The 22,014-nt window shown below is 66.1% G+C and carries 26 protein-coding genes, 1 tRNA gene and 1 pseudogene; 13 read left to right on the top strand and 15 right to left on the bottom strand.

The features are described 5' to 3' along the window. Positions 1-58: 58 nt before the first annotated feature. From HSX14_RS12075 to HSX14_RS12060, 4 genes are read right to left on the bottom strand one after another with little or no spacing between them, the layout of a single operon-like run. Positions 59-1,276 (bottom strand): winged helix-turn-helix domain-containing protein, encoded by a 1,218-nt coding sequence (locus tag HSX14_RS12075; protein WP_173180315.1) that lies wholly within the window; start codon positions 1,274-1,276, stop codon positions 59-61. Between the two features lie 22 nt (positions 1,277-1,298). Next, a complete protein-coding gene (locus tag HSX14_RS12070) occupies positions 1,299-1,799 on the bottom strand; it encodes a DUF3291 domain-containing protein (protein ID WP_173180314.1) in 501 nt (166 codons plus the stop codon). A gap of 20 nt (positions 1,800-1,819) precedes the next feature. Continuing rightward, positions 1,820-2,701 carry a PhzF family phenazine biosynthesis protein gene (locus HSX14_RS12065; RefSeq protein WP_173180313.1) on the bottom strand — a complete coding sequence of 294 codons (882 nt, stop codon included), beginning with the start codon at positions 2,699-2,701 and terminating at the stop codon, positions 1,820-1,822. A gap of 40 nt (positions 2,702-2,741) precedes the next feature. Further along, positions 2,742-2,972 (bottom strand): DUF1127 domain-containing protein, encoded by a 231-nt coding sequence (locus HSX14_RS12060; protein WP_173180312.1) that lies wholly within the window; start codon positions 2,970-2,972, stop codon positions 2,742-2,744. 97 nt (positions 2,973-3,069) lie between these two features. Between HSX14_RS12060 and HSX14_RS12055 the strand changes: the two genes are divergently transcribed. After that, the gene (locus tag HSX14_RS12055) at positions 3,070-3,921 is read left to right on the top strand and encodes a LysR substrate-binding domain-containing protein (protein WP_173180311.1); all 852 of its coding nucleotides are present in this window, start codon (positions 3,070-3,072) and stop codon (positions 3,919-3,921) included. Between the two features lie 78 nt (positions 3,922-3,999). On the opposite strand, the gene HSX14_RS12050 is transcribed toward HSX14_RS12055, so the two are convergent. Beyond that, positions 4,000-4,752: a sulfite exporter TauE/SafE family protein gene (locus tag HSX14_RS12050; protein WP_173180310.1), complete on the bottom strand. Its 753-nt coding sequence runs from the start codon at positions 4,750-4,752 to the stop codon at positions 4,000-4,002. A gap of 102 nt (positions 4,753-4,854) precedes the next feature. Between HSX14_RS12050 and HSX14_RS12045 the strand changes: the two genes are divergently transcribed. Continuing rightward, on the top strand, positions 4,855-5,808 hold the full coding sequence (locus HSX14_RS12045) for a LysR family transcriptional regulator (protein ID WP_111264152.1): 954 nt from the start codon (positions 4,855-4,857) through the stop codon (positions 5,806-5,808). A gap of 90 nt (positions 5,809-5,898) precedes the next feature. On the opposite strand, the gene HSX14_RS12040 is transcribed toward HSX14_RS12045, so the two are convergent. Further along, on the bottom strand, positions 5,899-6,405 hold the full coding sequence (locus HSX14_RS12040; RefSeq protein ID WP_173180309.1) for an RDD family protein: 507 nt from the start codon (positions 6,403-6,405) through the stop codon (positions 5,899-5,901). 153 nt (positions 6,406-6,558) lie between these two features. Between HSX14_RS12040 and HSX14_RS12035 the strand changes: the two genes are divergently transcribed. Continuing rightward, positions 6,559-7,011 carry a MarR family winged helix-turn-helix transcriptional regulator gene (locus HSX14_RS12035; RefSeq protein ID WP_111264151.1) on the top strand — a complete coding sequence of 151 codons (453 nt, stop codon included), beginning with the start codon at positions 6,559-6,561 and terminating at the stop codon, positions 7,009-7,011. A 150-nt stretch (positions 7,012-7,161) separates the two neighbouring features. Further along, entirely contained in the window at positions 7,162-8,187 is a 1,026-nt protein-coding gene (locus tag HSX14_RS12030) for an alpha/beta hydrolase (RefSeq protein WP_175384251.1), read from the top strand. 69 nt (positions 8,188-8,256) lie between these two features. On the opposite strand, the gene efp is transcribed toward HSX14_RS12030, so the two are convergent. The 3 genes from efp to HSX14_RS12015 form a co-directional block, all read right to left on the bottom strand. Further along, complete coding sequence (efp, locus tag HSX14_RS12025) at positions 8,257-8,823, bottom strand: elongation factor P (RefSeq protein WP_173178410.1); 567 nt, start codon at positions 8,821-8,823, stop codon at positions 8,257-8,259. A gap of 43 nt (positions 8,824-8,866) precedes the next feature. Continuing rightward, the gene (earP, locus tag HSX14_RS12020) at positions 8,867-9,994 is read right to left on the bottom strand and encodes an elongation factor P maturation arginine rhamnosyltransferase EarP (RefSeq protein ID WP_173178409.1); all 1,128 of its coding nucleotides are present in this window, start codon (positions 9,992-9,994) and stop codon (positions 8,867-8,869) included. A 161-nt stretch (positions 9,995-10,155) separates the two neighbouring features. Then, positions 10,156-10,374, bottom strand: coding sequence for a hypothetical protein (locus tag HSX14_RS12015; protein WP_111264147.1), 219 nt, complete (start codon positions 10,372-10,374; stop codon positions 10,156-10,158). Between the two features lie 181 nt (positions 10,375-10,555). Here HSX14_RS12015 and HSX14_RS12010 point away from each other — a divergent pair, with 181 nt between their 5' ends. Next, complete coding sequence (locus tag HSX14_RS12010; RefSeq protein ID WP_173178408.1) at positions 10,556-10,777, top strand: hypothetical protein; 222 nt, start codon at positions 10,556-10,558, stop codon at positions 10,775-10,777. A 69-nt stretch (positions 10,778-10,846) separates the two neighbouring features. On the opposite strand, the gene HSX14_RS12005 is transcribed toward HSX14_RS12010, so the two are convergent. After that, the gene (locus HSX14_RS12005; protein ID WP_173178407.1) at positions 10,847-11,314 is read right to left on the bottom strand and encodes a gas vesicle protein; all 468 of its coding nucleotides are present in this window, start codon (positions 11,312-11,314) and stop codon (positions 10,847-10,849) included. Between the two features lie 336 nt (positions 11,315-11,650). Here HSX14_RS12005 and HSX14_RS12000 point away from each other — a divergent pair, with 336 nt between their 5' ends. From HSX14_RS12000 to HSX14_RS11990, 3 genes are all read left to right on the top strand, one after another. Next, a complete protein-coding gene (locus HSX14_RS12000; RefSeq protein WP_173178406.1) occupies positions 11,651-11,968 on the top strand; it encodes a hypothetical protein in 318 nt (105 codons plus the stop codon). A 193-nt stretch (positions 11,969-12,161) separates the two neighbouring features. Beyond that, positions 12,162-13,160, top strand: coding sequence for a PA5033 family protein (locus tag HSX14_RS11995; RefSeq protein ID WP_173178405.1), 999 nt, complete (start codon positions 12,162-12,164; stop codon positions 13,158-13,160). A gap of 170 nt (positions 13,161-13,330) precedes the next feature. Beyond that, entirely contained in the window at positions 13,331-14,410 is a 1,080-nt protein-coding gene (locus tag HSX14_RS11990) for a hypothetical protein (protein WP_173178404.1), read from the top strand. A 75-nt stretch (positions 14,411-14,485) separates the two neighbouring features. On the opposite strand, the gene HSX14_RS11985 is transcribed toward HSX14_RS11990, so the two are convergent. From HSX14_RS11985 to HSX14_RS11970, 4 genes are all read right to left on the bottom strand, one after another. Then, positions 14,486-15,028, bottom strand: a complete 543-nt coding sequence (locus tag HSX14_RS11985) for a DUF4124 domain-containing protein (protein ID WP_173178403.1) — start codon at positions 15,026-15,028, stop codon at positions 14,486-14,488. Between the two features lie 91 nt (positions 15,029-15,119). After that, entirely contained in the window at positions 15,120-15,773 is a 654-nt protein-coding gene (locus HSX14_RS11980; RefSeq protein WP_228723577.1) for a PIN domain-containing protein, read from the bottom strand. A 163-nt stretch (positions 15,774-15,936) separates the two neighbouring features. Continuing rightward, positions 15,937-16,026 (bottom strand) — tRNA-Ser (locus HSX14_RS11975). Positions 16,027-16,119: 93 nt separating this feature from the next. Next, the gene (locus HSX14_RS11970; protein ID WP_173178402.1) at positions 16,120-16,338 is read right to left on the bottom strand and encodes a hypothetical protein; all 219 of its coding nucleotides are present in this window, start codon (positions 16,336-16,338) and stop codon (positions 16,120-16,122) included. Positions 16,339-16,538: 200 nt separating this feature from the next. Here HSX14_RS11970 and HSX14_RS11965 point away from each other — a divergent pair, with 200 nt between their 5' ends. The 5 genes and pseudogenes from HSX14_RS11965 (at position 16,539) to HSX14_RS11950 (ending at position 21,023) form a co-directional block, all read left to right on the top strand. Beyond that, entirely contained in the window at positions 16,539-17,228 is a 690-nt protein-coding gene (locus HSX14_RS11965; protein WP_173178401.1) for a crotonase/enoyl-CoA hydratase family protein, read from the top strand. Positions 17,229-17,450: 222 nt separating this feature from the next. Further along, positions 17,451-18,428, top strand: a pseudogene (locus HSX14_RS31590) (cache domain-containing protein); the annotation flags it as partial. A 78-nt stretch (positions 18,429-18,506) separates the two neighbouring features. Beyond that, entirely contained in the window at positions 18,507-19,334 is an 828-nt protein-coding gene (locus HSX14_RS31585) for a methyl-accepting chemotaxis protein (protein WP_373874767.1), read from the top strand. Positions 19,335-19,382: 48 nt separating this feature from the next. After that, a complete protein-coding gene (locus HSX14_RS11955) occupies positions 19,383-20,234 on the top strand; it encodes a substrate-binding periplasmic protein (protein WP_173178399.1) in 852 nt (283 codons plus the stop codon). A 69-nt stretch (positions 20,235-20,303) separates the two neighbouring features. Then, positions 20,304-21,023, top strand: coding sequence for a 1-acylglycerol-3-phosphate O-acyltransferase (locus tag HSX14_RS11950; protein ID WP_173178398.1), 720 nt, complete (start codon positions 20,304-20,306; stop codon positions 21,021-21,023). A 70-nt stretch (positions 21,024-21,093) separates the two neighbouring features. On the opposite strand, the gene HSX14_RS11945 is transcribed toward HSX14_RS11950, so the two are convergent. Then, entirely contained in the window at positions 21,094-21,963 is an 870-nt protein-coding gene (locus tag HSX14_RS11945; protein WP_173178397.1) for an alpha/beta fold hydrolase, read from the bottom strand. Positions 21,964-22,014 lie beyond the last annotated feature (51 nt).

Below are 22,014 nucleotides of genomic sequence, written 5' to 3'. Positions count from 1 at the left end.
GCCGAAAGCCGGCGGCCGGCCGGACGGCAGGGCTGGCTGGCGACCCGACGGGCGCGTCTCAGCCAGCCAACCCCGCCAGGACCGCGCGCAGGCGCTGGGTTCCGGGGCGCTGGCAGGTGATGGCGACCTCCTCCAGCCCCAGCCAGGTGGCGAGGCGGCGCAGGTTTTCGGCCAGGGCGTGCAGGCCCACCTCGCCGAGCCCGGGTGTTTCCTCGTGCAGGGCGTGCACGGCCAGGCGGTCGTGGGCACGTTCGGCGCGCAGGTCGACGCGGGCGGGGATGCGTTCGTCGTGGAGGAACGGCAGCACGTAGTAGCCGTACCGGCGCTTGTCCGCCGGGGTGTAGATCTCCAGGCGGTAGTGGAAGTCGAACAGGCGCTCGGTGCGGGCACGCTCCCAGATCAGCGAATCGAAGGGCGACAGCAGCGCGCTGGCCCTGACCTTGCGCGGCACCGCCGGCTCGCCAAGGCAGTAGCCCTCCTGCTTCCAGCCGCGCACGGCGACCCTCTGCAGGTCGCCGTTCTCCACCAGTTCGGCCAGGCCCTGGCGGGCATCGGCCACGTCGAGCCGGAAGTAGTCGCGCAGGTCCTTCTCGGTGCTAACGCCCAGGGCCTGGGCCGAGTGCAGCAACAACTGGCGGATGGCATCGGCTTCGGCCAGCTCCGCGCCCGTGCGCAGGTGCGCCGGAATCACCCGCTCGGGCAGGTCGTAGAGCCGCTCGAAGCCGCGCCGCCCGGCGACCGTCACCTCGCCGGCGGCGAACAGCCACTCCAGCGCATGCTTCTCGGCGCTCCAGTCCCACCAGGGGCCGGCGCGTTCCTGGCGGGTGCTCAGGGCCCCGGCACCCAGGGCGCCCTGCTCGTGCACGGCGGCGAGCACGCGCTGGATCACGTCCCGCTGCTCGCGGCCGAAGCGCGCCAGCTGCTGGTAGATGCCACGCCCCTGCGCCGCCCGCTGCATGCGCCAGCGCATCGCCGGGTAGAGTTCCAGGGGCAGCAGCGAAGCCTCGTGCCCCCAGTATTCGAACAGCGCACGGCGCCGCGGCTTGCCCCAGGCGAGCTCGTCCAATAGCTCGCGCGGGTAATCGCCGAGGCGGGAAAAGAACGGCAGGTAGTGCGAGCGCACCAGCGCGTTGACCGAGTCGATCTGCACGACGCCGAGGCGCCCGGCCAGCGCCCGGATGTGGCTGGCACGGATGGCGCCACGGGGCGGCCGCATGAAGCCCTGGGCCGCCAGGGCCAGGCGGCGGGCTTCGGCAGCGCTGAGTTCGAGGGGCATCGGATCGGTCCTTGCGCGGGAATCAGCCGAGGACATTAGCACCCGCGACAGCGGCTTTCCCATCGCCCGCGAGCGGGGCCGGCGGCGGGAAGGGATGGCGGAAGGTGAAGGCCCCGGACCCCGGCCCCTGCTCGCGCAGGAGGGCCAGGCGCTCGGCGGCTTCCTGCGCGTCGGGCCGATGCCCGGCGGGCACCCACCAGCACACCAGGTGCGCGTCGCCGATGCGCGAGAACCACTCGTTGCGACGCTTGAGCATCTCGGGGTGGGCGCCGCGGTAGGTGAAGTCGCGCAGGGACTCCATGTCGCGCCAGACCGAGAGGTTGACCAGCACGTCGTCACCGAAGGGGCGGATGGCGGTGGCGTCGCCGCCGTCGTCCTCCAGCCGCCAGACGTACCCCGGCGAGGCTTCGGCCAGGCCGTTGATGCGCGCCAGGTTGGCCACGAAATCGGCCATGCCGGGCGACTCCAGGGGGGCGAGCATCCGCGCGATGTTCAGTTGCGCCAGTTCGAAGGCAGGGGCCATCGGAAACTCCTTCCTTGGGGTCAGATAGCGAGGCTCAGCGTGCGCACCACCTGGGCGTTGCCGCCGGCCATCAGGCGCTGGATGCGCCCTTCGCCGTCCAGGTCCAGGTCGACGGTGATCAGGCTCGGCGAGGCCGGCCGCATCAGGTAGCCCTGCTCGATCAGCAACTGTGCACCGGGCACACCCGCGCGGTCGTGCAGGTAGCACGCCAGGGGGCCGGCGGCCATGCCGGTGGCGGGCTCCTCGGGGATGCCGAAGCGCGGCGCGAACACCCGCGCACCGGCTACGCGGCCAGGCTGGCGGCTGTCGCGGGAGAAGGCGTAGAAGCCGATGACGTCCAGCTCCTCGCTGATGCGTTCGAGGGCCTCCAGGTCGGTGTGGATGGCGGCGACATCGGCTTCGCTGCGCAGCGGCACGACGACGAAGGCGACACCGGTGCTGACCCGCGAGCTCAGCAACCCCTCGGCCAGTTGCCCGGGCGCAAGGCCCAGCGCGGCGAGGCTCTCCGCCAGCAGGCGCGAGCCGGGCTCGAGGTCCTGGTACTGCGGCGCGCGTTGTTCCATGAACACGCGGTCACCTTCGATGTAGATGTCGCGATTGCCGTCGATGGTTTCCTTGTTGCTCCAGCCCTCGCCGACCTTGCCCAGCTGGCGCAGCAGCGAGAAGGTGGCCACGGTGGCGTGGCCGCAGTGGGGGATCTGCCGGTTGGGGGTGAAGAACTCCAGCTTGAAGGCGGCCTGGGCGGAGGCGGAGACGAAGGCCGTCTCCGACAACCCGAGCTGCGCGGCGATCGCCTGCTTCTGCACGGCAGTCAGCGCATCGGCGTCGAGCACCACGCCAGCCGGGTTGCCACCTTGTCCGCCATCGACGAACGCATTCACGATCCTGACTTCGACTTGCATCGCGTTTCCTTGTTGTGTGGGCTCACTCAAATGTGGGGGTTCACTTGGCCAGCGGGTCGTCCCAGAACGGCCGCTCGCTTTCCTGCATCACGTCGCCCCGGGACAGGCCCAGGTCCTTGAGCATGGCATCACTCAGGCCGGCGAGCTCACGGCGCTGGCGGTACAGCTGGTACCAGCGCAGCATGCGCGCGCCGATGGAAAGATGGGAGCCACGAACGGCGGGCCGGTGGGTGGGGTGCAGCGTGCCTACGAAACCGAATTGACCTTTCATCGCATCGCCCTCCTTGTGGGGTTGGCGACAGTTTCCTGCGACGCATATGATCAATCCAACGAATGTTTCTTATGCACTGCATCTCGGGAATTGATGAATGAGCTACCCCGCCATCGACACGGAACTGCTGCGCACCTTCGTCGCCATCGCCGATAACGGCGGCTTCACCCGCGCAGCCGAAGTGGTCAACCGCACCCAGTCGGCCGTGAGCATGCAGATGAAGCGGCTGGAAGAGGACGTGCTGGAGCGCACGGTGTTCGAGCGCGACGGCCGCCAGGTGCGGCTGACCGCCGAGGGGCAGATCCTGCTGAGCTACGCGCGGCGCATCCTCAAGCTGCACGGCGAGGTGATGACCACCCTGCGCGAGCCGCACATGGTCGGCTCGGTGCGCATCGGCACGCCGGATGACTACGTGATGCGCTTCCTGCCGGGCATCCTCTCGCGCTTCGCCCAGTCCTACCCGCTGGTGCAGGTCGAAGTGCATTGCGAGTCGTCCTCGCAGCTGCTGCAACGCCAGGACCTGGACCTGTCGATCATCACCCGCGAGCCGGGCACCGAGATCGGCCAGTTGCTGCGCCAGGAGCGTTTCGTCTGGGCGGAGGCCATCGGCTTCAGCCCCCACGAGCAATCCCAGCTACCGCTGGCGATGTTCAACACCGACTGCTTCTGCCGCGCCTGGGCCTGCAACGCACTGGACGCCATCGAGCGCCCCTACCGCGTCGCCTACACCAGCCCCAGCCTGTCGGCGATCATGGCGGTGGTCAGCGCCGGCCTCGCGGTGACCGCCCAGTTGCAGAGCCTGATCACGCCCGACATGCGCATCCTGGGCGAAGCCGAGGGCCTGCCCGCCCTGCCCGCCTGCAGCATCGTGCTGGTACGCAATCCGCGCAGCAGCTCACCGGTGACCGAGACCCTGGCCGAGCACATCGTCGAAGGCTTCCGGTTGTAAGTCGTGCCGGGCTTCGCTCTGGCGAAGCCCGGCTGTGTTCCCGCAGGATCCAGGCGGCCCGCCCCCGCGCAGGCTCGATCACTCGAACGCCAGCATCACCGCACAGACCAGCAGGAAGACGCAGAACGCCGTGCGCAGCACGCGCTCCGGCAGCGCATGGGCCAGGCGTACGCCCCAGCTGATGCTGAGCAACCCGCCGACAGCCAGGGGAATGCCCATCGCCCAGTTGACGTGATGGTTGAGGCCGTAGGTGGCCAGGGTCACCGCGGTGCTGGGCGCGGCGAGGGACAGCGACAGCCCCTGGGCAACCACCTGGGTGGTGCCGAAGACGCTGGTCAGCACCGGCGTGGCGACCACCGCGCCCCCCACCCCGAACAGCCCGCCCATGGCTCCGGCGAACCCGCCGAGCACGCCCAGCCAGGGCCAGGGATGGCGCAATTCCGCGCTGGCCGGGGCCGTGGCCATGAACATGCGGGCGAAGTTGTAGGCCGCCAGGGCCAGCAGGAAGCCGACGAAGGCCAGGCGCATGCTTTCCGCCTCCAGGCGCACCGCGAACAGCGACGCCAGCCAGGCGAAGCCGAAGCTGGTCACCGCCAGCAACAACGCGAAGCGCGGATCGATGCGGTTGCGCTGGTGGTAGCGCCAGAGCGCCAGCAGCACGTTGGGCACCACCATCACCAGGGCAGTGCCCTGGGCCAGTTGCTGGTCGAGGCCGAAGAGCACGCCCAGGGCGGGAATGGCGATCAGCCCTCCGCCGATCCCGAACAGCCCACCCAGGGTGCCAAGGGCCGCACCGAGCACCACATTCAACGCGATAGCAAACAGATCCATAACGCCTCCGATCAGATGCCGCGCATGCTACGCAGCCTTGGCTAGCACGGAAACGCACAGCAACGCACAATGGCTTTGCGTAATTGGCATAGGCAACCCCCAATGAATCCCGATGCACTGACCGAACAGCTGGCCCTCTTCCTCGACGTGCTCGAGGCCGGCAGCTTCTCCGCCGCCGCCCGACGCCACCCGCTCACGCCCTCGGCCGTGGCCCGGCGCATCGACACCCTGGAACGCAGCCTCGGCAGCACCCTCTTCACCCGCAGCACCCATGCGGTACGCGCGACACCGGCGGGGCTCGCCTTCGCCGAACGGGCCAGGCGGATACTCGCCGAGCTGCGCCTGGCACGGGCCGAGGCCGTGTCCCTGAGCAGTGCGCCGGAGGGGCTGATCCGCATCGATGCGCCCGCCCCCTTCGGCCGTCGCCACCTGGCACCGGCCATCGCCGAATTCCTCGTCACCTACCCGGGGCTGGACGTGCAGTTGCGGCTGATCGACAGCTTCATCGACATGCACGGCACCCACCTGGGCGAGGTGGACCTGGTGCTGCGCATCGGCCCGCTGGCGGACACCCGCCTGGTGGCGACACCGCTGTCGCCGCTGGTGCGCGTGCTCTGTGCCAGCCCCGACTACCTGCGCCGGCGCGGCGTGCCCCAGGACCCGCGCGAGCTGACCGACCACGACGGCCTCGACTGGGACGCCCTCGCCCCGCCCTACGCCTGGCGTTTCGAGGTGGAGGGCCGCAGCCAGGTGATCCGCCCCCGGCGCATGCGCATGACGGCCAATAACGCCGAGACCCTGTTGTTCAGCGCCGTCGCCGGGCTGGGCGTCGCCCACCTGCCGACCTGGCTGATCAGCGACTACCTGCTGCGTGGCGAATTGGTGCCGCTGCTCTGCGAGAACGGCCTGCCCGCCCCGGAGCCCAGCGGCATCTACGCGCTGCGCCTGGAAGGCGAGGCCAGTTCGCGCAGCCGGCTGCTGCTGGAGTTCCTCAAGAACCGCTTCGGCCCGGTGCCACCCTGGGACCTGGCCCTGAGCGGCCTGGGCCAGGCCTGAGGAGCTCACCCGCCCTACCCGCAGGAGGGCGTAGAGCGCAGCGAAACCCATCATCGCAGCCCCGAGTCCCGGGCTACCGAGGCCGATTGGTCAGTTGGGCAGTTGCACCACGCGGGTGCCGGCGGTCAGGTCGTGCAGGCAGCGGCGGTCCTCACGGAAGATGAACAGGTAGTTCGCCAGCAGCACCAGGCCACCGATGATCGGGATGTAGGCGACCAGGCCCCAGAGCAGGTAGCGCTTGAGGTACATGGTGATCCACTCGGGCTTGTTGCCTTGCAGGTCGACGATGGCGAGCTTGAGGATGCGCTTGCCCACGGTCTGGCCGTAGTTCTTCAGGAAGTGCCCGTTGATCGCCAGGAACACGACGATCCCCACCAGCGAGCCCAGCGCCTGCTGACCGAACCCGGGCTGCGTACCCTCCATGATTCCATCGTAGAGGCCGAGCAGGTAGCTGATGGGCAGGGTGACGCACAACAGGATCATCCCGTCGATGAGCGCGGCGCCGAGGCGCGAGCCCCGTGCAGCCAGCGGCAGGCCGGTGGCTTCGTGGGTCAGTTCCGCCTGGGGCGATTGATAGGGGTTCTGGGTGTCGGTCATTTGCAGCTTTCCTTGCGTGGATTCAGCACGCAATTCTGGCCTCTACCCGTCATGGCGCAAGTGGCGGCTCACCGAAATGAGAACCGGTCAAATTTTGCTCACGAAAGGCTTGTGCGCTAAATTATGACCATTCCAGCCCCCAAGGAGGCCGCCATGAACACCCCGCTCGAACGCTGCGACGACCTGCTGCTCGACAACCAGCTGTGCTTTGCCCTGTATTCCACCTCCCTGCTGATGACCAAGGTGTACAAGCCGTTGCTGCAGGAACTGGGCCTCACCTACCCGCAGTACCTGGCGATGATGGTGCTCTGGGAAGGCGACGGCATCACCGTGGGCGATATCAGCGCGCGCCTGCTCACCGACCCGGGCTCCCTCACCCCCCTGCTCAAGCGCCTGGAAGCCGAAGGCCTGATCACCCGCACCCGCAGCAGCGCCGACGAGCGCGTGGTCGAACTGCACCTCACCGACAAGGGCCGTGCCATGCACAAGCAGGCCCAGCGCGTGCCCGCCTGCATCCTCGCCGCCAGCGAGATGGACATTGCCAGCCTCGGCCAACTGAAGGACGAACTGGTGAACCTGCGCAGGAGCCTGCAAAAGGCCGTCTGACGGCCTTATTCCTGTTTCGCTGGCGCGTTATTCGGTTTTGTTCTCGATAAATATCTTGCGCGCAAACTAAATGATCGCTAATTTCCACATCACGCACTTAGTTAGCGCGCAATATTTTACGAAACCAAACGAATCCAGCGGAGAACCACCATGACCACCCAGCGCATCGGCACCCTCCTCACCGGCAGCCTGCTCGCCCTGTCCATCGGCAGCGCCTTCGCCGCCGGCAGCCCCGGCGTGGAACACACCACCCAGGCCTTCCTCGAAGCCCTCGAAGCCGGCAACGGCAAGCCCCTGGAAACCCTGGCGCCGAAGGATGCCCGCGCCGTGCTGGTGGGCGCCCAGGCGGGCGTCAAGGTCGACCTCTCCGGCACCCGCGTCGAGAAGAAGAGCATCGAGATCAACGGCCAGCCCCTGGAGCTGACCCTCGTCCGCCCCGAAGGCGCCAAGGGCGACCTGCCGGTGTTCATGTTCTTCCACGGCGGCGGCTGGGTGCTGGGCGACTACCCCACCCACGAACGCCTGATCCATGACCTGGTGGTGAACTCCGGCGCGGTCGCCGTCTACGTGAACTACACCCCCTCGCCGGAGGCCAAGTACCCCACCGCCATCAACCAGGCCTACGCCGCCACCAAATGGGTGGCCGAGCACGGCAAGGACATCGGCGTCGACAGCTCGCGCCTGGCGGTGGCCGGCAACAGCGTCGGCGGCAACATGGCGGCGGTGGTGGCGCTGATGGCCAAGGAACAGGGCACCCCGAAACTGCGCGCCCAGGTGTTGCTGTGGCCGGTGACCGACGCCAACTTCGAGACGGCCTCGTACAACCAGTTCGCCCAGGGGCACTTCCTCACCAAGCCGATGATGCAGTGGTTCTGGGACAGCTACACCACCGACCCGAAGCAGCGCGCCGAGATCCACGCATCGCCCCTGCGCGCCACCACCGAGCAACTGAAAGGCCTGCCGCCGACCCTGATCCAGACCGCCGAGTTCGACGTGCTGCGTGACGAAGGCGAAGCCTACGCCCGCAAACTGGACGCCGCCGGCGTCGAGGTCACCGCCGTGCGCTACAACGGCATGATCCACGACTACGGCCTGCTCAACGTGGTCAACCAGGTCCCGGCGGTGCGCTCGGCCATGCTCCAGGCCGGCGCCGAGCTGAAGAAACACCTGGAGTGAACCCAGGCGAAAAATCGCAGGCAACAAAAAGCCCGGCCTAGGCCGGGCTTTTCACATCTCGCTAAAGGCTTAGGCCTTGACGCGGGACTTGTACTCGCCGGTGCGGGTATCGATCTCGATGGAGTCGCCGATTTCGCAGAAGGCGGAAACCTGCAGCTCGGCACCGTTGTTCAGGCGAGCGGTCTTCATCACTTTGCCGGAGGTGTCGCCACGAACGGAAGGTTCGGTGTAGGCGATCTGGCGGACGATGGTGGTCGGCAGTTCAACGGAAATGACTTTCTCGTTGAAGAACACGGCTTCACAGATGTCGGTCATGCCGTCTTCGATGAAGGTCAGTACGGCTTCCAGATCGTCTTTCTCGATCTCGTACTGGTTGAATTCGTTGTCCATGAACACATACAGCGGATCAGCGAAGTAGGAGTAGGTAACTTCCTTGCGATCCAGGATTACCGGTTCCAGCTTGTCGTCGGCCTTGAACACGGTCTCGGTGGCGGAACCGTTGAGCAGGTTCTTCAGCTTCATCTTGACGACTGCGCTGTTGCGGCCGGACTTGTTGAACTCGGCTTTCAGGATGACCCAGGGGGAGCCATTGATGTTGGCAACCTGGCCAGCGCGGAACTCTTGAGCGGTTTTCATACGAATATCCGATTTGGATGAGTGACAAAAAACAGGCCGCGTATCATATCCAATTTGTATAAAAATGCACCAGCCCTGCCGCCAGATCCTGGCGACCCGCCTGCAACCCGCACCATTTCGCGGCATGGGCCTGCAAGCAGGCCTCGAACGGCTGCATCGCCAACCAGGCGGCGCCCATGTCGCCACCCTGGTTCCACGCCCGCCAGGCCGCGAGCAACGCCCGCGCCGGCGCCTCGTCCAGATCGGCGACATAGCGCGCGAGGAAGGCGTCGAGCTTCTCCAGGTGAACATCGTCCTCCTGCTGGTAGATGTGCCAGAGCATCGGCTGGCCGGCCCATTGCGCACGCACGAAGGAATCCTCCCCGCGTACCGCGTTGAAGTCGCAGCACCAGAGCAGGCGGTCGTAATCGTCCTGGGACAGGAAAGGCAGCACCTGCAGCACCAGGTTGCCGCGCTGGTGGCTGTCGCCCACGGCCAGGCCGCCGGCACCGAGCCAGTTCGCCACATCGCCCAGCACGCGCCCTTCGGGCACCAGCACCTGGGTGGCGCGCGGGTCCGCCGCCAAGGCATCGAGCCAGCCGGATAGCGCCGCATTCTCGTAGGCGAACAGGGAGATCAGCCGCTCACCCGGCCGGTGCTGCACGCCGAGCGTACGGAGGAAATCGGCCCGGGTCCCGGGCTTGCCGCGCAAGGCATCGCGCCGGTCGAGCAAGCCGCGCTCGCGCAGCAGGCCGCCGGTGCGCTCGGTGAACCCCGGGAAGAAGAAGAACTTCTGCAGCCCATCGGCCTGCAGGGACGGCAGGCCGTGGAAGCCTTCCACCCACGCCTCGGCGCTGAGGTACTCCAGGTTCAACCAGAGCGGCGAGCGGGCCCGTGCAGCCATGGCCTCCCTGTAGGCAGCGGGCAGTTGGCAGGCGAAGGCCTCGATCACCACATCCGCAGGTTCCGTCGGCTGCCACTCGGCCGGCCAGTGGCGTACCTCCACGCCCTGGTGCACCTGGCGATCGGCCCTGGCATCGGCGCCGGGGCACAGCCGCGCGAAGGCGGCCGGCTCGTCCACCCAGAGACGCACCCGCAGGCCGTGCTCGGCCACCAGCTGGCGCGCCAGGCGCCAGGTCACGCCGATGTCGCCGTAGTTGTCCACGACGCTACAGAAAATGTCCCAGTTCACGAGGGGCTTCCGCGATAAAAGCCGGCAGTTTACCCGCAGCCGGCCCGGGCGGAAAAAACAAGGCCCGCCAGGTGGCGGGCCAAAGGGGGTGCGGGATGGGCACCAGGAATAAACGGGCAGCCCCACGCTGCCAAAATGCGCCGGAGCAGGCGCTGGAAAACTCAGGCGGCCATGGCCAGGAAACCCTTGTGTCGCTTGGCCATCTTGGCCATTTCCAACTCCCAGATCGCCTTGCTTGCGCAGGCCATGTCCAGGGTGGTGTAGGGACCGGATTTGCACTGGCCGTCGATCATCACGAACCAGCAGGCCAGATGCCCTTGCGCACGCAGCGCCTCGGGAACTGCACTTCCAACGACGGACATGATGTCGATATGCGGCATGACTGCCTCCTTCAATCTGTTGGAGCCAACTTTATTGGTGCACCGCGCCGCTTTGAAATCAGTCGTCTCGATAGTGCTTATGGACGTTCACGATCACGCCCTTTGACCGCCCGGGAAAATCGGCAAAACCAATTCCCGCCCTGCCCGTCTATTGGCAAGGACACCCGGCAAGGAGGAAGACATGAAGGGCAACAACCGCTACGAGATCATCTACAAGGAAAACGGCACCCCGCGCGCCTTCATGGTCGAGGTGGATTACCAGCCGTCCAGCTCCGACATCTATGGCCTGCTGATGGAGAAACACGGCATCCCCTTCACCGGGGAGCCCAGGGACAACAGCGACTACCTGCGCATGACCGCCGAGAAGGGCATCACCGATGTCGCGGTGCGGCGCAAATACTGAAAGCAGGAAGCCCCGGACGAATGCCGGGGCTCCTGTGGGTCGAAGGTTGTGCGACGTCGGACGTGAAGGTCAGCTCAGGGTGCCGAGGTTGAACCCGGTCACCGAGGCGAGCGTGCCGCGCCACAGTGTCAGGCCGGTGCAGGTCAGGCCGCCGGCGGCATGGACGTTGACGTTCTTCAGGTGGATGTATTGCGGCGGCAGCAGTTTCGGGTCGTCGCCGGTGGTCTTGGTCATCACGCCCAGGTTGGCGAAGGTGGAGCGGATGTCCTCGCGACCCTCCTGCGGCCAGGAGTTGGCGTACTCGTCGGCGAACTGGGCAAAGTAGCTCTCGACGGAGATGAGCGTGCCGCTGATCATCCCCGCCCCGATGGTCAGGGTGATGCCGACCTCCACGCCGAGGTCGTTGGCCTGGCGCACCAGCATCTGCAGGAACCAGTCCATGCTGCGGCCCGTCCACTCGAAGTCCTTGGCCTTGCTCAGGTCGTATTCGGCGAGGCCCGCAGGCTCCTGCTTGGCGAGGTTGTTGTTGTCGCTCATTGTCCATCTCCAGTGGCTTCAAACCCTAGGTTTATAGCACGTGCCCTCGTTGGACAGACGTCGCGACGCAAGAGTTGCGGTGCCGCCGAGGGGGCGTAGGGTGTTCTAGGGGCAACCCCTAGATCGTGTAAGAGATTGCCGACAAATGGCTAAGAGATGAGCTAGCTATCACCTGGCCATCACCTTACAATTGGCGCCAAGTTCACGGCGAACCTGCTGGCGTAGCGCCCCCTGCAACGCAGCGTTCAATCCATCCAGGGAAAGCAATCCAAGCTGATTCGTAGTGACTCGACCAGGAAGGCCGATCACCGTCGGCTTCACCGTCGAGCAGTCGGAATGAGTACGGCCTTCAAGCGCTCCATCTTCGCAGCGTTACTGATCACCAGTGCTTTCTTCTCCACCACCAGCAATGCCGGCCAAGCCACGGGCAACCTGGGCGTCAGCTTGACGATATCCAGCGCCTGCGCAGTCGACAGCGGCTATGACGCCCGCTCGCGCTCCTACAGCGTGACCCGTCAATCCTGCTCCCAGGGCGGTGAATACCAGGTGCGCACCGAGCACGCCAACGGCCACAGCGAGACCCTCGCCGACAAGCCCGTGACCCAGGTGACCGGCGACGCCCAGGGCGACACCCGCGTGACCTTGTACTGGTAAGAACCCTGCCCCCCATCGCCAGCGCACCCGCCTGGCGATGCCCCCGCGCCAATCTGCCGCAGCTGCTCCAGCACCCGCCCGCCTAGGGGGAACCCCTAGCGCCTCGTTGCCATCATTTCCAGCCTTCCCGCCCTGTGCTCTGCTGGGCGCCGGTCAGACTCCTGACCGACTCATCAAGGAAAAGGACTGAGAGATGAAAAAGCTAGCGAAGCTGATACTGGCCGGCGCCGGATTGCTCGGCGCCCAGGGATTCACCCTCAATGCCCTCGCCGCCGAACTGCTCGGCAAATGGGACCTCAACGGCGACGGCACGCTGGAAAGCGTCTATCGCGGCACCGGCGTGCTGGAGGTGCGCAACGCCGCCGGCGCCCTGGAGCGCAGCTACAACTTCGGCAACGTCACCTGGACCCTCGCCACCGCGGCCAACACCGACAGCCAGCCCGGTGCCGAGCTGGTGGTGAAGGCCGGCCCCGACGTGGCCATCGTCAACCACGCGCTCAACGACGTGCGCAAATACACCATTGGCAACGCCCTCTTTGACGTGGTCGGCACCGCCCAGCTGGACGGCGGCCAGGGCGACGAGGTGATCGTCCGCACCGGCAACGCCCTGGTGCTGATCTCCAACCTCAACCGCACCAAGCGCAACGTCACCGACGGCATCACCGGCACCTGGCAATACCAGGGCGCCTACAACCTCGGCACCCTGCCCTACGCCACCCTCGCCTACACCGCCGGCACCAGCCTGCGCCTGTACGACTACAGCCTGCAGGCCGGCCGCGAATTCCCCACCGACGGCGTCACCAGCGTCATCACCGCCGCCGACCTCGACGGCGCGCCGGGCAACGAACTGGTGGCGCGCTCCAGCAGCAGCCTGCTGGTGATCACCGGTGGCGTGCAGACGGCCGTACTCAGCAGCTACCCCGGCGGCACCGGCTCCAACTGGAACGTCCACGGCACCCTCGCCGACACCGATGGCCAGCCGGGACAGGAAGTCATCCTGGCACTGCCGGGCAAGGTCCGCGTGGTGCACCAGCGCACCGGCCAGGCCAAGGACTACACCGTCTCCGGGACCTACGCCATCTATGCCGTCGCCGACCGCGATGGCGTGGCCGGCGCCGAGATCACTGTGGTCGACAGCGCCAACCGCTCCTTCGTCATCAATGACCGGCTCGGCACCATCAAGCCGTTGTAAGCCTCGCGCTCCCGGCTTCGGCCGGGGGCCATCCCCTAGTACGGATGTACTAGTCGGCCACCAAGCGTGAGCCGGTTGGCGTAACGTGGCTGGCACCGCCGCTATGCTTGGCCGCCTCGAATCCCCCTCTCCTATCGGGACTCCAGGCCCGCATCCAGAAGGAACGCCTCATGAACAAAGGACTCCCCTGCCTCAGCCTGCTCGGCCTGGCACTGCTCGGTGGCTGCGTCCCACCGCCCTCGCTGATCGACCAGCAGCGCCAATACGAACAGGACGTCGAAGCCCAGGCACGCCAGCTGCACGCCGCCACCGACGACCTGTTCGAGGCGGCGATGGCCAGTGGCATGGCGATAGTCGTCACCACCACCGTCAACCTCGACAGCCAGCAGTACAACTTCGAGAACAACGATGATTCGGTGCGTTTCGAGAAGCTGCGCACCGGCACCGCGGTCTGGCGAAACAGCGCCAACCCCCAGCGCATCCTCTATGTGGGCAACAACATGAAGGCCGAGAAGATCGGCGTCCACGGCTCCCACTACCAGACGGTGTTCGGCCGCACGCTGTACCAGATCTACATCGTCGAGCCCGGCCATTACGACCTGGTCGGCAGCCTCTACAACTCGCCGCGCACCACCACGCCCAATCCCCAGGCCAACCGCGACATCGCGCCCTCGCCCCTGGGCAAGGTCACCCTGGTGGAGAAGGAATTCAGCGAATTCGACCGGGGCCAGCGCTGGCAGGACCCGCAATACCAGACCGATACGGTGAACCAGAACTACTGCGCCGCCGTGCGTGTGGTCAGCGGCGAATGCGTGAGCTGGGGAACCAGCTCCTACGACGTCACGCGCCAGACCTCGGCGGGTGGTTGGGTCGCCGACATCAACGAGCGCAAGGTGGCCAGCGTCGAGGCCCACAGCGAACTGAAGAAGGCCTTCGCTTCCTTCGACGTCGCTCCCGGCGAAGCCATTGTGGTCGACGGCTTCTACCCCGAGGCCCCCAACGTCGGCTTCGAGGAAAAGGACTGCCGGCGCGTGGCCAACGACAAGCTCGATTGCGAACTCTCCGCCCTCTATATGGTGCGCATCCCCACCGGCCTGCAGGAATTCCGCGGCGCCAGCGACCCGTCCAAGTACGGCTACATGAAGATGAGCAAGGCCCTGGCCAACCTGCAGTACCGCCCGGTCAAGCTCAACGCCAAGCCGATCAAGGATGAAAGCATCTGGGGCGAGACCTACGTGCTCAAGCGCTGAACCAACGGCCGGCCCTGAAACGCAAAAGCCCCCTGGAGTCCTCGACTCCAGGGGGCTTTTTCATGCACGCGAAGATCAGCGCTGGATGAAGGTGTACGGCGGCCGCTTGAACAGCGACTGGTCCGGCAGCAGCTTCAGGCTGCCCGCCTCGATGCCGAGCACTGTGTATTCGGAACGCTCGGTAGCCTCACGCTCCCCACCGCCCGAGAAGCCGTCCTTGAAGGTGTTGCGGGTCACCACCCGCAACGTGTCCCCCTTCAGCTCCCAGGTCCCGGTCGAGCGCCCGGTTCCCATACGGTCAACCAGGGTGCCGGCGAAGCTGCCATCGGCCTTGAAGGTCCAGTCCAGCGTTTCTTCATCGTTCTTCATGTACCAGCGCCCGACGATATCGGCGCTCTTGAAGGCCGAAGGCTCTGCAGGCGCGGCATCGGTGGTCGGCTTCGCAGCCGCCTCGGGCGCCTTCTCGGCCGGGGATGCACCCGCCCCCTTGATCTGCTCCGCCCCGCTCGGCGGCGGCACGTTGCCGAACTGCACCTTGCCGTCGGCATCCACCCATTTGTAGATCTGCGCACCCGCCACCACCGGCAGCCCCGACAACACCATCACCGCGGCGAGCACCGCCAGCCATTTCCCTGAAACCAAGATGAAGCTCCCGATGTAGAGATGAGAGAAGCGCAGATGGCGCCTGATGAGTCGATGCGCGTGCCGCTCAGGCCGGCAACGCGTAGGAGACCTTGTCTCCTGCTTCTTTCACATACCCCCGCTGGCGCAGCGCCATGTAGATCCCCTCCACCTCGGCGGGATCGGTCGTCTTGCCCACTTTGGAATGGATGGTATTGAGCAGCGTCCTGATCGTCCTAGGCCGGGACGCTTTGCGGGCGACCAGATCGGCGACCACGAGTTTCAGGGTGGAGTCGTCGACTGGCGCTCCTCCAACGATCATCGCCTTGACGGGCTGGGGCTTCGCCTGCACGGGTGCCGGCGCCGCCGGCGGGTTGAAGCAGGGCATCTCTTCGATGGACTCCGAGCGGGCGGCGAGGATGCCCCTCCCCTTCAGATGCCGGATCAGCGGGTCGAAGCCCTTGTCACGGGAAATGATGTGATAGAAGGCACCCGGGTCCTCGACGGACAACTGCCCCATATAGAAGGCAAGGTGGAAATCCAGCGCATTGAGGCCAGGAGTTTCGAGCTGGACGTATTCCGCCCGGCAACCGAACCGCTGCATGGCGAGCACGAGGTCGACGGGCAGACGGGTGTTGTTCGGCCCGAGAAAGACCCGGGCACGGAAATGCTCTTCCTGCAGCAGCCCCAGTGATTTGACCTGGACGTTTTCGTAGTCGATGAGAACGTAGTTCGTGCGCATCCCTGGCATTCCTGACTGACGACAGAAGCGCATTCTGTTCCAGGACGGAACACAGAGAAAGAGGAAGAGTCGACAGGGCTGCCAACGTTCCGCAGCAAGCCTTTCCACAGGCAAACAAAAAACCCCCGACTCTTACGAATCAGGGGTCTCTGTATACGGAAAGTGGCGGTGAGGGTGGGATTCGAACCCACGATACGGTTTCCCGTATACACACTTTCCAGGCGTGCTCCTTCAACCGCTCGGACACCTCACCGGGATCTCTACGAGGCGTCAGCCCCGTCGAGGTGCGCTAATTTAGTGGAGTGTTTTCCGGAATGCAAACATTTTTTTGAGAATTTTCATGCGCTTATGAAGAGCGGGGCGAGTCGCTGTCCTGGCCCTGGCGGTAGTCGTCGAATTTGAGGCTGCCGAAGAAGATGAAGCCGAAGGAAACGAACACCCCGGCGATGAACAGCAGCAGCACGCCGGCGGGGTTCTGCAGGGCCGCGCTGTTGGCCAGGAACAGCGAGCCGAGCAGCAGGACGACGGCGAGGATGATGCTGGCGATATGGGCGGGTCGGTCCATGGGGTGCTCCTTCAGACGATGGCGGCGAGGTTATCGACTGGCGTGCGCAGCGCCCAATTGGCAGTCCGCATCGTCGCCATAGAGCGCGCCTTATAAGGAGCAAGGGCCCGGCGCGCCTGACTTGCCAGTCAGCCAAAGCGCTTTACCTGCCCCGTGCGCGTGAGTAACGTCTGCCCCATTCCACAACAAGGACCCCTGCCATGAGTGAGCTGATCTCCTACCAATTCGAAGACGGCATCGCCACCCTCACCCTTGCCAACGGCAAGGTGAACGCGATTTCCCCGGACGTGATCGCCGCCTTCAACGCCGCGCTCGACCGCGCCGAGCAGGACCGCGCCATCGTCATCCTCACCGGCCAGCCGGGCATCCTCTCCGGTGGCTACGACCTCAAGGTGATGACCTCCGGCCCGCAGAACGCCGTCAACCTGGTCGCCGCCGGCTCCACCCTGGCGCGCCGCATGCTCGCCCACCCCTTCCCGATCATCGTCGCCTGCTCCGGCCATGCCGTGGCCAAGGGTGCATTCCTGCTGCTGTCGGCGGACTACCGCATCGGCGTCGACGGCCCGTTCAGCATCGGCCTGAACGAAGTGCTGATCGGCATGACCATGCACCACGTCGGCATCGAGCTGGCCCGTGACCGCCTGACCAAGGCGGCCTTCCACCGCTCGGTGATCAATGGCGAGATGTTCGACCCCAAAGGCGCCCTGGAAGCCGGCTTCCTCGACAAGGTCGTGCCTGCCGAAGAACTGCTGGCCACTGCCCAGGCCGTCGCCCAGCAGATGAAGAAGATCAACTCCACCGCCCACAGGAACACCAAGCTCAAGGTGCGCAAGGCGCTGCTCGAGACCCTGGATGCCGCCATCGAGCAGGACAAGCAGCACCCGCTCTGATCGCATCGTCGCTGTCGAAAGCCCGGCTCCGCGCCGGGCTTTTTCATTTCCGCCTCCCGCGTCGCGGCAGCCGCCTAGACTTCCTTCCCAGACGAGTTGCATGAATTTCCGACAAGTGATGGCACTTTGCTTCGGACAAGCTCGAAAAGCTGTATTACTTTTAAGCCATGACGCCAGGCACGGACGGAAGGCATCAGGCATTTCACTCGCCAGGAGCTCCGTATGAAGATTGCCCACAAGGTCAGCCTTGCCGCCGCAGCCGTACTCTTCCTCACCACCGCGCTCCTGTCCCTGGCCCAGGTCAGCCAGGTTCGCAGCACCCTTCGCGCCCAGGCCGAATCGAGCATCTCCGAATCCAGCAACGCCCTCGCCCGCCAGATCGAGAACTGGCTCAACGCCAAGCTGCGCCTGATGGACCTGATGGCCCAGACCATCGACAGCAAGTACAGCCCCGAGGAAACCCAGCGCGTGGTCGACTCCTCGATGCTGAAGAATGAATTCATCCTCGTCTTCGGCGCCCTCGAGGCCGATGGCAAGCCGATCAAGAACGACCCTTCCTGGCAGCCCAAGCCCGACTGGGACGGCCGCCAGCGCCCCTGGTACGCCACCGGCAAGGCCGGCAGCCAGGCCGTGCTCACCGAGCCCTACGTCGACTCCACCACCGGCGAGATCCTCATCTCCGCCGTCGCCCGCATCACCGACGCCGGCAAGTTCCTCGGCGTGATGGGCGGCGACATCCGCCTGAAGACGGTGGCCGACGCGGTCAACACCCTGGACTTCAACGGCGCCGGCTACGCCTTCCTGCTCAGCCGCAACGGCAACATCATTTCCCACCCCGACACCAAGCTGAACGGCAAGCCCTACAGCGAGCTGTTCGGCGGCAAGAGCCCGGCCCTGAACAAGGAACTGCAGGAAGTCGATACCGGCGACCAGCAGCTGCTGGTGTCCTTCACCCCGCTGCCCAACCTCAAGGGCATGGACTGGTACATCGGCGTCGTGCTCGACCAGGGCAAGGTGATGGCCGAGGCCAACGCCCTCAGCTGGCGTGCCGTGATCGGCACCGTGCTGGGCGTGGTCATCAGCCTGGTGCTGCTCGGCGTACTGATGAAGAGCCTGCTGCGCCCGCTGGACGCACTGGGCGATTCGCTGCACGAGATCAACAGCGGCCAGGGCGACCTGACTAAGCGCCTGCCCGCCGCCGGCAACGATGAAATCTCCCTGGTGGCACGCGAATTCAACAGCTTCCTGCAGAACCTGCAGACCCTGATCGGCGACGTGATGGGCAGCTCCAGGCAGGTGCGCGGCAGCACCGACCTCACCTCCAACGAAGCCGGCCAGGCAGCCAACCGCCTGCAGGTGCAACTGATGGAGCTGGACCAGCTGGCCACCGCCATGCAGGAGATGGCCTCCACCGCCGAGGAGGTGGCACGCAACGCCCAGGCTGCCGCCCAGGCCGCGCTGGCCGCCAACGAGGAGACCGAGAACGGCGTCACCGTGGTCTCCCGCTCCACCGAGGCGATCAAGCAGCTCGCCAACGAGATGGACGACACCGGCCAGGCCATCAACGAGTTGGCCAAGCTCAGCCAGAGCATCGAATCCATCCTCTCGGTGATCACCAGCATCGCCGACCAGACCAACCTGCTCGCCCTCAACGCCGCCATCGAGGCCGCGCGGGCTGGCGAGTCCGGCCGTGGCTTCGCGGTGGTGGCCGACGAGGTACGCTCCCTCGCCTCGCGCACCCAGCAGTCGACCCAGGAAATCCGCCAGATGATCGACCAGCTGCAGACCGGCGTACGCCAGGCCGAGCAGCGCATGCAGCAGAGCCGCGACACCGCCAGCAAGACCGCCGACGATGCCGGAGCCGCCAACGACATGCTCGGGCGCATCCGCGATGCCATCAACCGCATCAACGACATGAACCTGCAGATCGCCACCGCCGCCGAGCAACAGAGCGCCACCACCGAAGAGATCAACCGCAACACCACCAATATCCGCGACATCAGCCACGAGGTCGCCGGCGGTGCCGAGCAGCAGGTGCGCCAATGCGCGGTGATGGTGGAACAGGTCGGCCAGCAGGACAGGTTGCTCAGCCGCTTCAAGATCTGACCCGAGCAGGCCGCACATGAGGTGCGGCCGCTTCACGGGAGGCATGCCATGCGCGCATTTCTGCTGGTGGCCCTGCTCTGCGCCACGGCCCTGTGCCGTGCCCAGGCGCAAACGCCCATTGAGGTCACCATCCTCTGCGACTCGGGCTACCCGCCCTACAGCTACGAAGAAAAAGGCGAGGCCAAGGGGCTCTACACCGACATCCTGCGCAGCGTCTTCGCCCTCATGCCCGGCTACAAGGTGACCATCCGCCCGGTGCCCTGGCCGCGCGGGCTGGCGGAAGTGGCCAAGGGCAGCGCCTTCGCCCTCTACCCACCCTATTACCGCCCGGACGAACGCCCCTGGATGGAATACTCGCAGCCGATCATGGAAGAGAGCCTGGCGGTGTTCATCCGCCCGGGGCTGGCCGGCACCCGGCATTTCGACGACTTCCCCAGCGCCTACGCCGGGCTGCGCGTGGGCCTCAACAGCGGCTTCGTCACGGTCAATTCCCAGCGCTACCGCGAGATGGTGGAGGCCGGCGAGATCGACCAGTCCTACGCCCGCGACAACCGCACCAACCTGCTCAAGCTGCTGCACCAGCGCATCGACGTCTATATCAATGATCGCCTGTCGATCCTCTGGGAACTGCAGCAGATGCGCGAGGACGGCAGCATCAGCCCCGAGGACGCCGAGAGCCTGGTGGAAGGCCCGGTCCTGGCCACCGAGCGCGGCCACCTGGGCTTCACCCGCCTCAACGCGGCGGCCTACCCCTACCGCGCCGACTTCATGCAGCGCTTCGATACGGCGCTGGCCAAGGTGCAGGCCAACGGCACGCTCGATCGCCTCGCCGAGCGGTATGCCGCGCCCGAATTCCTGCCGGCCACCGCCAGCGGCACAGAAAAGGTTACAACCCCCTGACCGGCAGCAATTGCCCAATAAAGTGCACACCCGTACACTGCGCGCCTTTTGTCTGACTGGGCGACCCCGATGCTTTTCCTTCCGCGCATGATTCTCATGGGCCTGCACTTCATCGTCGCCGGCATCGCCGGTTTGCTGCTCGGCATCTGCCGCCCGTTCAACCCGGACAACAGCCGCCTCTGCGCCCGCCTCTACTCCCTGCCGGCGCTGCGCATCCTGCGCCTGAAGGTGAAGACCGACGTGGCCCTGCTGGAGCACGACAAGGCCTGCGTCATCATCGCCAACCACCAGTCCAACTACGACCTCTACGTGCTCGGCCGCGTGGTGCCGCCGCGCACCGTCAGCATCGGCAAGAAGAGCCTCAAGTGGGTGCCCTTCTTCGGCCAGCTCTACTGGCTCGCCGGCAACGTGCTGATCGACCGTGGCAATGCGCGCAAGGCCCGCGACGCGATGCTCACCACCACCGAAACGCTGCGCAACAAGGACACCTCCATCTGGGTCTTCCCCGAAGGCACCCGCAACCTCGGCGAAGAGCTGCTGCAGTTCAAGCGCGGCGCCTTCCAGATGGCCATTGCCGCCGGCGTACCGATCATCCCGGTGTGCGTCAGCAACTACGTCAAGCAGATGCGCCTGAACAGCTGGAACAGCGGCAAGGTGATCATCCGCGCCCTGCCCGCCATCCCCACCGTCGGCCTGAGCCTGGACGACCTGCCCATGCTGATCGAGGAATGCCGGCAGAAGATGCTCGACTGCATCAACGCCATGGACCGTGAACTGGCCCAGGCCTGATCGCACCGCCCCATGAAAAAGCCCGGCTCGATGCCGGGCTTTTTTTCGTTGCGACTCCGTAGGTTTGGCTTCAGCCAACGCGGTTCGAAGCCTGATGCCGGGCAATCAAGACGCCCCGCTCCACCAGCCAGCCCAGCACGAACTCCGCCACCGAGCCCGGCGCGCGCAACCAGGCGCTGTGGGGGTTCTCGTGGGGCGGGCGCGGCGATGGCAGGCGCTGCACGCGGGGCGGCGCCTGGATCAGCGCGGCCAGGCCGAGGGTCGACGCCTCCGGTGAGAAGTTGTCGCCCTCGATGGTGACGAAGAGCGAGGTGACGCCGACGTCCCCCGGCGCTGCGAGCGGCAACCCGACGTGGCGGAAATCGCCGGTGAAGGCGACCCGCCCCCACTCTCTTATCAGGCGGCGAGCCTCATGGCCGCCGAAGCCGATGCGCGGCCCCGGCAGGTAGCCGAGCACCGCCGTCATCAGGTTGAAGGCCAGCGCCACCGTCGGCGTCATCAGGCGCTTGCGACCGCGCCAGTGGCGGTAATGGATGTTGCCGCAGGCGACGCCGACCACCGTCACCTCGGCATCCGGGTTGGCAGCGGCATAGAGCGCGGCGACATGCCCGCCCAGACTGTGCCCCAGCAGCACCTGGCGGCTCCCGAGGAAGTGCCGCCCGGCCAGGGCCAGCAGCGTGGGCACGAAGTCCTCCACCAGTTCACGGTAGCCATAATCATGGCGACGATCCGGGCGCGGCAGGCTGGTGGCCTGCCCAGGCCAGTCGGCCACCAGCACATTGCAGCCGGCAGCCACCAGCACCTGGGCCAGGGCCTCGTACTTGCGCGCCGCCACGCCCATGGCGGGCAGCACCACCAGCGCAGGTGCGCCCGGCTGCCCCGGGTAAAGGGTCACCGGGCAGTCGAAGGTGCCAGCGGCGAATGGGAAGGCCTCGTTCACGCCTGTTTCCCTTGTTCTGAGCGGGAGTCGCCGAATCTAGAACAAGCGCCC

The organism is Pseudomonas tohonis (genome assembly GCF_012767755.2).
Taxonomy (GTDB): domain Bacteria; phylum Pseudomonadota; class Gammaproteobacteria; order Pseudomonadales; family Pseudomonadaceae; genus Metapseudomonas; species Metapseudomonas tohonis.
The sequence above is the reverse complement of the archived record's forward strand: the minus strand, read 5'-3'. Positions and strand labels throughout refer to the sequence as shown.